General features: G+C 72.1%; 12 protein-coding genes. 4 read left to right on the plus strand and 8 right to left on the minus strand.

What is annotated here, in order from left to right; genetic code table 11:
- Positions 1-161 precede the first annotated feature (161 nt).
- From ACZ6RT_RS31100 to ACZ6RT_RS31110, 3 genes are all read right to left on the minus strand, one after another.
- The gene (locus tag ACZ6RT_RS31100) at positions 162-1,160 is read right to left on the minus strand and encodes an ABC transporter substrate-binding protein (RefSeq protein WP_399195727.1); all 999 of its coding nucleotides are present in this window, start codon (positions 1,158-1,160) and stop codon (positions 162-164) included.
- 143 nt (positions 1,161-1,303) lie between these two features.
- On the minus strand, positions 1,304-2,335 hold the full coding sequence (locus tag ACZ6RT_RS31105) for a LacI family DNA-binding transcriptional regulator (protein WP_399195729.1): 1,032 nt from the start codon (positions 2,333-2,335) through the stop codon (positions 1,304-1,306).
- A gap of 498 nt (positions 2,336-2,833) precedes the next feature.
- Entirely contained in the window at positions 2,834-3,439 is a 606-nt protein-coding gene (locus tag ACZ6RT_RS31110; RefSeq protein ID WP_399195731.1) for a TetR/AcrR family transcriptional regulator, read from the minus strand.
- 85 nt (positions 3,440-3,524) lie between these two features.
- Between ACZ6RT_RS31110 and ACZ6RT_RS31115 the strand changes: the two genes are divergently transcribed.
- From ACZ6RT_RS31115 to ACZ6RT_RS31130, 4 genes are all read left to right on the plus strand, one after another.
- A complete protein-coding gene (locus tag ACZ6RT_RS31115; protein WP_470157453.1) occupies positions 3,525-4,166 on the plus strand; it encodes an NAD(P)-dependent oxidoreductase in 642 nt (213 codons plus the stop codon).
- Positions 4,167-4,286: 120 nt separating this feature from the next.
- Entirely contained in the window at positions 4,287-5,804 is a 1,518-nt protein-coding gene (locus ACZ6RT_RS31120; protein WP_470157454.1) for an FAD-dependent oxidoreductase, read from the plus strand.
- A 219-nt stretch (positions 5,805-6,023) separates the two neighbouring features.
- On the plus strand, positions 6,024-6,299 hold the full coding sequence (locus tag ACZ6RT_RS31125; protein ID WP_399195736.1) for a DUF2795 domain-containing protein: 276 nt from the start codon (positions 6,024-6,026) through the stop codon (positions 6,297-6,299).
- 115 nt (positions 6,300-6,414) lie between these two features.
- Positions 6,415-6,999 (plus strand): hemerythrin domain-containing protein, encoded by a 585-nt coding sequence (locus ACZ6RT_RS31130; RefSeq protein ID WP_399195738.1) that lies wholly within the window; start codon positions 6,415-6,417, stop codon positions 6,997-6,999.
- Between the two features lie 210 nt (positions 7,000-7,209).
- On the opposite strand, the gene ACZ6RT_RS31135 is transcribed toward ACZ6RT_RS31130, so the two are convergent.
- The 5 genes from ACZ6RT_RS31135 to ACZ6RT_RS31155 all read right to left on the minus strand — a co-directional run bounded on the left by ACZ6RT_RS31135 (position 7,210) and on the right by ACZ6RT_RS31155 (position 12,732).
- Positions 7,210-8,385 (minus strand): zinc-dependent alcohol dehydrogenase, encoded by a 1,176-nt coding sequence (locus tag ACZ6RT_RS31135; RefSeq protein ID WP_470157455.1) that lies wholly within the window; start codon positions 8,383-8,385, stop codon positions 7,210-7,212.
- Positions 8,382-8,789, minus strand: a complete 408-nt coding sequence (locus ACZ6RT_RS31140) for a hypothetical protein (RefSeq protein ID WP_399195742.1) — start codon at positions 8,787-8,789, stop codon at positions 8,382-8,384. Before ACZ6RT_RS31140 ends, ACZ6RT_RS31135 begins: the two co-directional genes overlap by 4 nt.
- 151 nt (positions 8,790-8,940) lie before the next feature.
- On the minus strand, positions 8,941-9,381 hold the full coding sequence (locus ACZ6RT_RS31145) for a DUF4383 domain-containing protein (protein ID WP_399195744.1): 441 nt from the start codon (positions 9,379-9,381) through the stop codon (positions 8,941-8,943).
- Positions 9,382-10,039: 658 nt separating this feature from the next.
- On the minus strand, positions 10,040-11,167 hold the full coding sequence (locus ACZ6RT_RS31150; RefSeq protein WP_399195748.1) for a class I SAM-dependent methyltransferase: 1,128 nt from the start codon (positions 11,165-11,167) through the stop codon (positions 10,040-10,042).
- Between the two features lie 392 nt (positions 11,168-11,559).
- Complete coding sequence (locus ACZ6RT_RS31155; RefSeq protein ID WP_344896949.1) at positions 11,560-12,732, minus strand: UDP-N-acetylglucosamine--N-acetylmuramyl-(pentapeptide) pyrophosphoryl-undecaprenol N-acetylglucosamine transferase; 1,173 nt, start codon at positions 12,730-12,732, stop codon at positions 11,560-11,562.
- Between the last annotated feature and the right edge of the window lie 51 nt (positions 12,733-12,783).

The raw sequence follows: 12,783 nt of genomic DNA on the forward strand, positions 1-12,783 counted from the left end.
CCCCCCCCCCCCCTCCCCCCCCCCCCCCCCCCCCCCCCCCCCCCCCCCCCCCCCCCCCCCCCCCCCCCCCCCCCCCCCCCCCCCCCCCCCCCCCCGCGGTCATCGGTCGTCCGGTACGCGCGCCCGCTCGGTGCGGGCGCCGTCCGGTCGTGCGCCCTCGATCAGTACTTACGGTCGGCCAGGACCGCCTTGGCCTGCTCGGGCGTGAAGGTGGTCTCCTCGGTGAGCACCCGCTGCGGGATCTGCTCGCCCTTGACGGCCTTCTTGACCAGGTCCATCAGTTGCGGGCCGAGGAGGGGGCTGCACTCCGCGATGAAGTTGATCTTCCCGTCGGCCAGGGCCTGCATGCCGTCCTTGACCGCGTCGATCGTGATGATCTTGATGTCGGTGCCCGGCTTGAGCCCCGCGCCCTCGATCGCCTCGATGGCGCCCAGGCCCATGTCGTCGTTGTGCGCGAACAGCACGTCGATGTCCTTGTGCGCCTTGAGGAAGGCCTCCATGACCTCCTTGCCCTTGGCGCGGGTGAAGTCACCGGTCTGCGAAGCGATGATCTTGAACTTGGGGTCGGCCGCGATGGCCTCGCCGAAGCCCTTCTTGCGGTCGTTCGCGGGGGCCGAGCCCGTGGTGCCCTGGAGCTCGACGATGTTGACCGGGTCGGACTTGCCCTCGTACTCCTTGACCAGCCACTCGCCGGACTTCTTGCCCTCGACGACGAAGTCGGAGCCGATGAAGGTCTTGTAGAGCGAGGTGTCGCTGGAGTCGACCGCCCTGTCGGTCAGGATGACCGGGATGTTGGCGTCCTTGACCTCCTTCAGGACGGTGTCCCAGCCCGACTCGACCACCGGCGAGAAGGCGATCACGTCGACCTTCTGCTGGATGAACGAGCGGATGGCCTTGATCTGGTTCTCCTGCTTCTGCTGGGCGTCGGAGAACTTCAGGTCGATGCCCGCCGCCGCGGCCGCCTCCTGGACGGACTTGGTGTTGGCGGTACGCCAGCCGCTCTCCGCGCCGACCTGCGAGAAGCCGAGCGTGATCTTGTCGGACCCGCCGCCCTGGGCGGTCGCGCCGGTGGTGCCGGCGTCCCCGCCGCCCGAACCGCAGGCGGTGAGCACGACGGCCATGAGTCCCGCGGCCAGTACCGCGGGCAGTTTCTTGAACATGAACCTTCTCCTGATAGTGAGGTGAGGAGTTTTCTCGAAGAGCTCGAAGAGGAGGTCGCCTCCCGGACGCTGTCCGGGACCGGCGAGGAAGGGGGACGGATCGGCACGGAGGGAACGGAGGCCGATCGGGCGGTACGGGAGCGTCAGTGAGGGGCGGGGCCGCTGCTCTCCCTGACCACCAGTTCGGGTTCCACGATGCGCGGGCCTCCTTCCTCGGCGCCCTGGATGCGGTCGATCAGCAGCCGGAAGGCGTGCCGTCCGACCTCTCCGAAGTCCTGCCTGACCGTCGTCAGCGGCGGCCAGAAGTAGGCGGCCTCGGGCACGTCGTCGAAGCCGACCACGCTGACGTCCTCGGGGACGCGCCGGCCCGCCTCGCGCAGGGCCCGCAGCACCCCCAGGGTCATCTGGTCGTTGGCCGCGAACACGGCCGTGACCGAGGGGTCCTCGGCCAGGCGCCTGCCGAGCCGGTAGCCGGAGTGCGCGCTCCAGTCACCGGCCGCCACCTCGGGCACCGGCCGTCCCTCGGCCTCCAGCACCGACCGCCACCCCTCGACCCGTCCCCTGGCGTCGATCCAGTCGGGGGGGCCGGACAGGTGCCAGACGGTCTCGTGCCCGAGGCTCAGCAGGTGCCGGGTGGCCCGTACGGCGCCGCCGCGCTGGTCGACCATGACCACGGGGACGGGGATGTCGTCCCCGGCGTCCACCGCGACCAGCGGCAGGCCTGACGAGAGGTGGCGCAGGCCGTCGGCGGCCGACTCGTGCGGGGCCAGGACGACGATGCCGTCGACCGACTGCGCGTGCAGCCGCTCCACCCCCTCCCCGATCGACCTTCGGTTCAGGGTGCCGAGGCTGGCGATGTTGACCACGTAGTCGTTCTGCCGGGCCGCCTGCTCGATCGCGTAGAGCGTGGAGGCGGGCCCGTACAGGGTGGTGTCGAAGCTGACCACACCGAGGACTCCCGAGCGGCCCGTGACGAGCTGGCGCGCCGCCGGGTTGGGCCGGTAGCCGAGCTCGTTCACCGCCGCCATGACACGCGCCCGGGTCTCGGGGCGCACCCTGTCGGGAGCGTTCAGCGCCCGGGACACCGTCATGGCGGAGACCCCGGCCAGCTCGGCGACATCGTCCAGCACCGCCGGTCTGGTCCTCGCCTTGCCGTTGTCGGCACTGGGTGTCATGGGGGTCCTCGTCATGTTTCGCTGGGGTTACCAGAGTGTTTGCGATAACACCGACCATGTCAATACCGGCGAAGTCACCTTTTCTGGGGTTTTGCCAGGAGGGCGGAATCACCCCCTCCAGCCGGAGTTCTTTCTGAATCGTGATGTACGGGCCCCTTGACGCGCCTGCTGGTAGCGCTAACAATCGGAGCCGCGACCCGGCCGTGAAATCCTCACGTACGCATGCCCTTCCACGCGCGCGCGGCCTTCCCGGGCGGGCGCGACGTCACCGGCGGAGGGCGTCCCCCACCCAGCCCCGCGCCCTCCCGTCACCGGCACGCGGCCCCCGCCCCCGGGCGATCACGCCGCACCACCGCCCGCGCCCGCAGAGACGGTCCGGCGCCCGCGGAGACGTTCCGTCGGACACGGGCCGGCGATCACGGGCCGGCCGGTCCCGCGCCGATCGATCCTGCCCGGATCGGCGCGGGACCGGTCACCGCGAGCCGTCCAGCGAGCCGGTCAGCGCAGGCCGTCCAGGAGCGTCCGGGCGAGCCCGGCGGCGAACTCGTCGACCGGCAGGGCGGCCGGGCCCAGGGGCGGGCGGCCCGCGGCGAAGGAGTGCAGGAACGCGCGCTGGAAGCAGGCCCCGAGGAACAGCGCCGCCGCCGCGGCCGGGTCGGCGTCGGAGCGCAGCCGCCCGGCCGCGCGCTGCTCGCGCAGGTAGGCGGTGAGCGCGTCGAGCGGCCGGTGCGGGCCGTTGCCGAGCCTGGCCATCTCGTCCCCGTGCCGGCGCAGCAGGACCGGGTCGGAGAACAGGGAGGCGGCGATCGGGAAGCTCGACGCGTAGAACGCCACGGCGTGCCGGGCGACCTCCACCAGCGTCTCCTCGACGTCGCGGCCGTCCATGCCACCGCTCTCCAGATCGGCCACGAGCGGGCCGAACGGGGGCAGGCGCTCCTGCAGGACGAGCACGAACAGCTCCTCCTTGCTCTCGAAGTGCTTGTAGAGGGCGGCCTCCGAACACCCCGCGGCGCGGGCGATCTCCTTGGTGGTCGTACGGGCCAGGCCGATGGTCCGCATCAGGTGCTCGGCGGCGTCCAGGATGCGGACCCGGGTCGGCTTCATGCTGGGTGCTCCCCCGGGTTGACGAATGGTGAGTGTTCACCCACCCTAATGGTTAGTGAGCACTCACCAACCACATGGAGGCGCAATGAAGCTGACCGTCTGCGGAGCCACGGGGGGCACCGGCCAGGAGGTGGTCCGGCAGGCACTGGAGGCCGGTCACGAGGTGACGGCGGTGGTGCGCGACCCCGCCCGGCTGCCGGGCGACCTCGCCGGCGCGCGGGTCGTCACGGCCGACGTCACCGACCCGCGGTCGCTCCGCCCGGCGATCGAGGGACGGGACGCCGTGCTCTCCGGCCTGGGCGCGCGCAGCCGCGGGCAGGCCAAGGCCGGCGTGGCCGCCCCGGTCACCCGCGGGATCCTGGCCGCCATGGCCGGGTGCGGGGTGCGCCGCCTCGTCGTGGTGAGCGCGGCCCCCCTCGGCACCTCACCTCCGGGTGAGCCCTTCCTCGACCGCCGGGTCCTCACCCCCCTGGTGCGGGCCGTCCTGAGCCCGGTCTACGACGACCTCAGGGCGATGGAGCGGGCGATCGCCGAGAGCGACACCGACTGGACGGTCCTGCGGCCGCCCCGTCTGCTGAACGGGCCGGTGACCGGGAGGTACCGGCTGGCGGTGGGCTCCGGCGTCCGCGCCGGCCGCACGATCGCCCGCGCCGACCTGGCCCACGCGATGCTCGCCGTGCTGGACGACCCGGCCACCGTCAGGCGGACGGTCGGCATCGCCTACTGAGCCCGCCCCGTCCCGGACGACCCCTGACGTGCGAGAAGGTGCCGCGCGGGCCGGGCGGCGCGTCGTTTGCGCCCTGCCCGTCAGGGCACGCACCCGGGTATGACCATGCAGTCCTATTGGATGGAATCAGCGCCCGGAGTGCCCTGTCCGGCCCTCGATCGTGACCTGCAGGTGGACGTCGCCGTGGTCGGCGGAGGGATCGCCGGCCTGAGCACGGCCTGGGAACTCGCCCGGGCCGGCCGGTCGGTGGCCGTCCTGGAGGCCGGCCGGATCGCGGCCGGGGTCACCGGCAACACCACCGCCAAGCTGTCGGCCCTGCACACCCTGATCTACGCCGACCTCGCCTCCTCGGCCGGGCCGGAGGCCGCGGCCCTCTACGCCCGTTCGCAGCGGGAGGCGATCGCGCACCTCATCGCCACCGCCACCGAGCTCGGCGTCGACTGCGACATCGAACGGGTGCCCTCGCTCACCTACGTCGAGTCGGCCGACGGGGTCGGCAAGCTCGAGGCGGAGGCCGAGGCCGCCGAGCAGGCCGGGCTGCCGGCCTCGTTCGTGACCGAGAGCTCGCTGCCCTTCCCGATCGCCGGCGCGGTGCGGGTGGAGGATCAGGCCCAGTTCCATCCGCGCGCCTACCTGCTCGCGCTGGCGGAGGCCATGACCGGGATGGGCGCGCTCGTCTTCGAGGGGACGCGCGTGGTGGGCCTGAAGGAGGGCTCGCCCTGCCGCCTCACCACGTCCGAGGGGCTGACCGTCACGGCGACGGACGTGGTGGTGGCCACCCACTATCCGATCTTCGACCGTTCCCTGCTGTTCGCCCGGATGGAGCCGCACCGCGAGCTGGTCGTCGCCGCCGCGATCCCGGCCGATCAGGACCCCGGCGGCATGTTCATCACCACCGAGCAGAGCACGCGCTCGGTCCGCACCGCCCCGTACGAGGACGGGCAGCGCCTGCTGATCGTCACCGGCGAGTCGTTCCTTCCCGGGTCCGGCAACGTCGGCGACCGGCTGGAACGGCTGCGCTCGTGGACCGTCGAACGGTTCCCCGGGGCTCGCCCCACGCACTGGTGGGCGGCCCAGGACAACGACACCACCGACGGCGTGCCCTTCGTCGGCCCGCTGCACCCCGGCGCCAAGCACGCCTACGTCGCCACCGGGTTCGGCGGCTGGGGCATGAGCAACGGCGTCATGTCGGGGCTGCTGCTGAGCACGCTGATCACCGGCGGCGGGTCACCGTGGGCGGGGTTGTACGACCCGCGGCGGCTGCGCCCGGTACGCGAGGCCGGGCCCGCGCTCAAACTACAGGCCACCGTCGCCAAGCACTTCGTCGGCGACCGCCTGTCCACCGCCGGCACCGGCGCCCAGGACGCGATCGATCTGCTCCCCGGAGAAGGGACCGTGGTCAAGAACGGCGGCAAGCGCTGCGCCGTCTACCGCGACGAGACCGGGACCCTGCACGCGGTGTCCGCCATCTGCACCCACATGGGCTGCGTGGTGGGCTTCAACGAGGCCGAACGCTCCTGGGAGTGCCCGTGCCACGGCTCGCGCTTCGGCGTGGACGGCGCCGTCCTGCAGGGGCCCGCGGTGACCCCGCTGGAGAAGGTGGACCTCGCCTCCGGGGACGAGGACACGTCCGGATGAGCCCGCAGGGACCGCCGCTGACAGCGATGTTTGCTCATCGTGAAGAGGGTAAGGGGCTGTTCGCACGACGGGGAGATTCCGTCCGCCGGAACGAGGACCACCGGGACGGAATCACCGGACACATGACAGGAAAACAAAAAAGCTGAGCTTGTACACCCGCCTTGAGCGTTTCCCGGCTGAAGCGCGGAAGGCTCCGTGATCACATCGAAGGAGAGCGACATGGCACCGATATCGCACGCCCCCGGTCACGAGCCGGGCACCCCGCACGGCATCGACCCGGCCGGTGTGGAGGCCCGCAGCGAGCTGGCCCGCTGGGTCAGCGGCGCCGGGGTCTTCCCCACCGACCGTGACACCCTGATCGGCCGTGCCCAGGAGCAGGGCGCGCCCGACACGGTGCTCGGCACCCTGCGGTCCCTGCCCGATCGGACCTTCACCAACATCGCGGACGTGGCCGAGACCCTCGGCTACGGCAAGGAGGAGAGCGGGCAGGGCTGAGACTCCCGCGTACGGCGCCCCGTGCGGGACGGCACGATCACATCCGGTCTCCTTCCGGCACGGGTCTCCGTGCCCCGCGGGACCGGCCAGACCGTACTCGAAGGAGAGGGAGCAGATGACCGACCGTCAGACGGCACCTGAACTGATGGACGAGAAAGACGTGGTGGAGCTGCTGCTCGCCCAGCACTCGCTGATCCGGGACCTGTTCGACGAGGTCGAGACGGCCTCCGCCGAGGACAGGCCCGAGGCGTTCCAGCGCCTGGTGCGGCTGCTGGCGGTGCACGAGACCGCCGAAGAGGAGATCGTCCACCCCTACGCCCGCCGCAAGATCGAGGGCGGTGACGCGGTGGTGGACGACCGCCTGGCCGAGGAGAACGAGGCCAAGCAGCTGCTCATGACGATGGACAAGGCCGGTGCCGACGACCCGGAGTTCCTGACGAACCTCGCGGTGCTCCGGGCCGCGGTCATGGCCCACGCCCGCAGCGAGGAGCGCTACGAGTTCACCCAGCTGCGCGCCCAGACCAGCGAGGCCGAGCGCCGGGCCATGGCCGTCGGGGTGAAGGCGGCCGAGGCGATCGCGCCGACCCACCCGCACGCCGGGGTGGAGTCGGCGACCAAGAACCTGCTGGTGGGGACCCCGGTCGCGATGATGGATCGGGCCCGCGACGTGATCCGCCAGGCCATGGGCAAGACGGGCTGAACGTACGCGCACGGCGAACGGCCCGCCCCTCCTGAACGTGGGAGGGACGGGCCGTTTCCTCGTCCGGCGGGCCGGTCGTTCTCGCCCGGTGGGGCTGCAGGACGGCGGGGACCGCGGGACGGCGGGGCCATGGGAGGGACGGCGGGTGCCGGACCCCCGTGCACGGCGAAGGGCCGGTCCCCCTCGGCGGCGGACCGGCCCTTGCACGTCCTACCGGTCCGGGTAGAAGACGGCCCGCACGCAGCCGTCCTCCTTGCGCTTGAACATCTCGTACCCGCGGGGACCGCCGTCGAGGCCCATCGGATGCGTCTCCAGGTGACTCGCGTCGATCTCGCCCTTGGCCATCCGGTCGAGCAGCATCGGGATGTACCGCTGGCCGTGCTGCTGGCCGCTGCGCAGGGTGAGGCCCTTGTTCATCACCGCGCCCATGGGGAACTTGTCGACGAACCCGAGGTAGACGCCCATCACCGAGACCGTCCCGCCCTTGCGGCAGGCGTGGACGGCCTGGCGCAGCGGCAGGCCGCGGTCGGTCTGCAGCCGCAGGGCCTGCTTGGTCCGGTCGAAGGCGTACTGCGCGCCGGTGCCGTGGCCCTCCATGCCGACCGCCTCGATGCACACGTCCGGGCCGCGTCCGCCGGTCATCTCCTTGAGCGTGCCGAGCAGGTCGGTCTTCTCGTAGTCGATCGTCTCGGCGCCGATCCGCTTCTCGGTCATGGCCAGGCGCTCGGGGAAGCGGTCGATGCCGATGACCCGCTCGGCGCCCATCAGCTTGGCGGCGAGCATGGCCATCTGGCCCACCCCGCCGCACCCCCACACCGCGACCACGTCACCGGGGCCGACGCCTCCGATGTCGGCGCCCATCCAGCCGGTGGGAACGGCGTCGGAGGCGAACACCGCGTTGGAGTCGCTCACCCCCTCCGGCACCGGGAAGGCGTTGACGTCCACGAACGGCACCCGCACGTACTCGGCGTGGCTGCCGGCGTACCCGCCGAGGGCGTGGGAGTAGGCGAAGATGCCCGCGGTCGCGTGACCGATCAGCGTCTCCAGGAAGCCGGGGTTGGGATTGCTGTTGTCACACAGCGAGTACATCTCCTGGCGGCAGTAGTGGCAGCCGCCGCAGCCGATGATGGAGCAGACCACGACGCGCTCGCCGACCCGGCGGTCGCGCACGTCCGGCCCGACCTCGACGATCTCGCCGAGGAACTCGTGGCCGAGGATGTCGCCCGCCATCATGGTCGGCACGTACCCGTCGATCAGGTGCAGGTCGGAGCCGCAGGTGGCGCTTGCGATGATCTTGACGATGGCGTCGCGGCGGTTGAGCAGCCCCGGCTCCGGGACGACCTCCACCGACACCTCGTTGATACCGGTCCAGCACACGGCCTTCATCGGATCCCCCTCCTCATCAGCCGCTTGGCCCCCGGCAGCACGGTCCGCCCGGCCAGGGTCCTGCGGCCTTCCGTCTGGCCCTCGACGCGGAGCACCTCTCCGGTCTCGATGAGCTGCTTGACCGCGCGCAGCCGTTCCCTGGGGGCGCCTTCCGAGGTGCGCACCGCCACCTCGGTCCCGCGGCCGCCCGGGGCCTCGCTGAAGCGCACGTCGTGCTCCTCGACCAGCCTCGCCAGCTCTCCGGGGCGGTCGGGCCCGGTGAGGACCTCCGGGGAGCACTCGATGGTGAGCGCGTACCACTCGGCGGGGTTCGGCGTGGCCCTGCGGGACAGCAGGCGCCGGCCGATCGCAGCGGCCGCCAGACCCGCCGACGCCGCGGCCACGCTCTTGATGACCGAGGTCATGTCAGATTCCCTTCGTGTGAGGACGCCCGGTCTCCGCGCGGGAGACCCGGCGGCCGGGCGGGCCTTCGCCCCCGGACGGGGCGGGGGACGCTCCCGTCCGGGAACGTCCCCCATCACCGCCGTGACCCCGACCGGGCCGGGGGTTCGTCTCCTAGTGGTGGGAGACGGTGTTACGGCGGGAGAGCAGCACGCCCAGGGCGATCATGCCGATGCCCAGGAGCAGGTGCAGCCAGTTGTCGGCGCTGTTGAGCGGCACGAAGTTGGCGTCGCTGTCGTGACCGACGAGCATGCCGTACACCCACAGCAGCAGGTAGACGACGCCACCGCCGATGAGGTAGTTACGGGCGCCTCCCCAGGTGCGGGAGAGGACGATACCGGCGATGCCAAAGAGCAGGTGGACGATGTTGTGCAGGATGGACACCTGGAAGATGCCCAGGAGCATGGCCTCGGACTCGTGCCCGGCGAACTCCATGCTGTCGTAGTTGGTGGTTATCCCCGGAATGAATCCCAGTACTCCCACCAGCAGGAAAACCACTCCGACGGCCATCGCGGCCGTCTGGAGGCGGGTCTTGTTACGTGTGGTGGCGTTCATGATCTCTCCTTGGGTACGGCGTGGCGGCGTCCCGGCCCGGACCGCAGTCCGGGAAGCGGGCGCGTATGGGGGGCGGTCATGACCTCTATGGAGTCCACGAGGATCACGCCGGGCCCGGCCGGTCGAGAGGCACGCCGTCCCGTGGCCGCGACGGGGAGGTCACCGGGGCCGATGACGGCGGCGAGGCGGGCCTCTCCGCGCGCCACGGCGACGTGACCGCCGGCGCCTGGACACGATCTCAATTCACGATCCCTTTCGAGTACGTCGTCAGAGAGGCGCGTGCCGCTCTCCTGCCGAGCCGCTCCCGTACCCGGGCGCCGCGTATCAAACCTGCCGGTTCGAACGGGCGAGATCCCCGCCGGGCACGTTCCAGGGCGCGTTCCCGGATTCGCGCCGGTCAGGGCCGTCGCGCCCGGCCGGCGGGACACCGAGACACGTCAGCCGCATTCGATAAAAAACGCGCCGTCACGGTCTCCGCGGCCTTTTCCCCGCAAGTATCGTGACCAAAAATTATCGCTATTGTCACTGTCGATTGGGATTAATACAGACTTTTGAATTGCGCGGTGACGTCCCCTGCCGCCGGGTCCCGGGCCGGAGCGGCCCGGGAGTCGCCCGAGGCGGCCGGGAGCGACGGTTCCGCGCCCCCGGTTCCGTGCCCTCAGTGGCGGACGGCCGTGAACAGGGCGTAGCTGATCTGCGGGATCTGGCCGAAACGCCGGTACATCTCCCTGCGGGCGGTCGGGCGCTCTGCGGCCTCACCGGCCGGGCCGGTGGCCGCCATGGGGAGGACCTCCTCCACCTGGCCGAACGACCGGCTGATGTTCGCCCATATGTCATGAAAAATCTCGATCTTCAGTCCGGCCTGGTCCATCCGCCGGTAGAGGTCGTCGGCCGTGGGCAGGAACCGGACGCCGAAGCTCCGCGCGAAGCGTTCGATCTCCTCACCCGGGAGCGGCTCCAGCAGGTACCACTCCCCCACCACGAACCGCCCTCCCGGCCGCAGCACCCTGGCGATCTCGTCCAGGGCCGCCGACGGGTTCTCCAGGTGGGCCAGCGACTCGATGGCGTACGCCGCGTCGAAGGAGTCGTCCTCGAAGGGCAGCCACATCGCGTCGGCGAGCTGGAAGTCGGCCTGGCCCACGCCCTCGCCCGCCTCCGGACGCGACCGGGAGAGCCGCACCTGGTACTCGCTGAGCGTGACCCCGGTGACCTGCACGTCGCGGGCCGTGGCGATGCGTACCGCGGGCCTGCCAGTCCCCGAGCCCACGTCCAGGACATGGTCCCCGGGAAGGACCTCCAGCCGCTCGGCCACCAGGTCGGTGAGACGGTCCGTCGCCTCGCCCGCGGACGCCTCGTCGTACTCGTCGGTCCAGTAACCGGCGTGCAGGTTCCCGCCGAACGGGTCGGCCGGGACGTCCGGCTCCCCCGTCCGAGGGCTCGTGGCACCGGCCCAGGACCCGGACGTGTCCGCCCAGAAGCCGGACACGCTGTCATGGGCGCCGGACGTACCGGACCACACGCCCGTCACGCCCGGCATGTCGTCGCGGACGTCGGACGTCTCGGCCCACACCCCGGTCACGTCGTCGCGGGAACCGACCGTCTCGGCCCACACGTCGGACGCGTCGTCACGGGAGTCGGCCGTCTCGGCCCAGGAACCCGACGTGCCGGCCCACACCCCGGTCACGTCGGGCGCGTCCAGCGCGTCGGGCCCGTTGTCGTGGGCGCCGGCGAAGCGGTCGTGGGTCTCGCCGGTCCCCTCGGGCGAGGGTCTCTCCTGCCGGGTCATAGTCAGCTCAGCCTGCCTCTCCGGGGCGGTCCGCATGAGATTCCGTGACGGGAGGGCACGGCGAGAGGCACGCCCTCCCGGCCTCACCCGGCCACCCGGCCGCCGATCGCGACCGGGCGGGGCCGCGCGCTCCCGCCCGTGACCCTCCATGAAGGATCACGGGACGGGTGCCCGCCGTACCACGTTCCCGGCGTCACCGCGTCGCACGTGGCGCGGTCGCCAGATTACTCAGCGTGCACACCGGGAGCCACGGCGCAGCCGGGGCATGTTCGGTAAATCTTCGTTCACGGGATAGGGCGGGTCAGAGCACCCCAGGTCTCTCCGGCGGGGCACGGCCCCGCGCCGGCCGGGCGCGGGGACGTCCGCGCGCGGACCGGGACGTCACCGGCGCCTCACCGGACCCCGGCGCCGGCCCCCGCCTCCTCCAGGAGCACCCGCGCCAGCGTGTCGGCCGCGTCGACGCGGCCGAGGGAACCGGCGGCGCCGGCCATGGCGGCACGGGCCCGCGGGTCCCTCAGCAGCGCGTCGAGCTCGGCCATCAGGTGCTCGGCCGTGGGACCGTTCTCCAGCAGGGCCCGGGCAGCGCCCGCCTCGGCCAGGTAGCGGGCGTTCTGGCGCTGCTCGTCGGCGGCCGAGGGCACCAGCGGGACGAGGACGGACGCCTTGCCCACCGCGGTCAGCTCGGCCACCGTCCCCGCGCCGCTGCGCGAGACCACGACGTCGGCGACCGCGAACACGTCGGCCAGCTCCGCGCCGACGTAGGGCACCGGGCGGTAGCGCTCGCGCAGCCACCCGGGCAGGGCGTCCGCGGTACGGGTGAGCTGGTCGATCCAGCCGGGCCCGCACTGGTGGAGCACCTGCGCCCGGCCGAGCAGGTCGGGCAGGATCTTCTCGATCATGGTGTTGATCTGCCGGCTCCCCTGGGCGCCGCCGGTCACGTACACCACCGGCAGGTCGGGCGTTAGCCCGAAGTGACGCCGCGCCGCGTCGACGTTGCCGCGCAGCAGCTGGGGGCGGACCGGGTTGCCGGTGACGACGGCCCGGTCGCGCACCCCGGCGGGCAGGTGCTCGATCGAGGAGGGGTGGGTCAGCGCGATCCGCCGGGCGAAGCGCGACAGGATGCGGTTGGCCAGGCCCAGGGAGGTGATCTGCTCGTGCATCACCAGCGGGCGGCCCAGCACCCGCGAGGCCACCCCCAGCGGCACGCAGACGTACCCGCCGGTCGACAGCACCACGTCGGGGCGGTAGCGGGCGGCGATGCCGAAGGCCTGGAACACGCCCACCGGGATGCGGAACATGTCCGCCAGGTTGGTGAGCAGCTCGCGCGGGTTGGGCGAGCGCCTGAGCTTGCCCGCCTTGATGGCCCGGAACGCGATGCCGTGCTCGGCCGCGACACGGGCCTCCAGGCCTGTCGCCGTACCGACCCAGAGCACGTCCAGGTCCAGGCCGCGCGCGGCGGCGTGGTCCCGCAGGGCCGTGACGGTGGTCAGCGCGGGATAGGTGTGACCACCGGTCCCGCCTCCGGTGACGAGCAACCGCAGGGTCCGGTGATGTCCGGCCTCCATGTCTGTCCTTCCTTCGCTGTCGCGGCGGTGTTTCGCCGTCGTGACGGTCGT

Source organism: Streptosporangium sp. NPDC050148 (assembly GCF_055586505.1).